Here is a 572-nt window from a genome sequence, read left to right as displayed (position 1 = left end):
AATAAAAGCGCCGGTGGACTTTAGGCTCGTTCGGACAACGCAAGAATACACCGCACAAGTCAGTACAGAGTAGTTGACATGGGGATAGCCGCTAACACGAGCCCACTCATTTGCAGCACCATACGGGGAGCTAAACCAATTAGGACCGTAAGATTCATTGGAATAGAGATAATCCTTCCATTTGAAATCTTTCTCCAAAAGAAATGGCTTGCCAGGATAATCAGACGCATTGGTATTCATGCGAACGCCGCCATCCATGAGCCAATTAGCGACAAAGGGCGCTGCAACAGAGAGGCCAATACCGACAAGCGGATTAGAGACGACAGCACCAAGGCCGGCGAGAAACGCAGCACGGGTGATAGGCGCGCGAGCTATCGCATCGACAGTCTTTGACGTACCCGCAACAGGCACCTTCACGTTACCAGCCAAGGAAACACCCGTACCGGACTGACTCAACCCCATGTTACCGATCGCAGGTGTTCCGAGCCCCGCAGATGACGTGACTATGGGCGTACCGTTGCCGCCGAAAGTGACCGTGGTCTGATTTCCCACCACCCGGCCCATGAAGGCAT

The 572-nt window shown here is 53.3% G+C and carries 1 protein-coding gene; it reads right to left on the bottom strand.

Annotated features, from left to right (window positions below):
- A partial coding sequence (locus tag QZH66_RS15250; RefSeq protein ID WP_305806758.1) for a hypothetical protein occupies nucleotides 1–572 on the bottom strand: 572 nt, incomplete at both ends.

Source organism: Stenotrophomonas sp. YIM B06876, from assembly GCF_030711595.1.
Taxonomy (GTDB): domain Bacteria; phylum Pseudomonadota; class Gammaproteobacteria; order Xanthomonadales; family Xanthomonadaceae; genus Stenotrophomonas.
The sequence above is the reverse complement of the archived record's forward strand: the minus strand, read 5'-3'. Positions and strand labels throughout refer to the sequence as shown.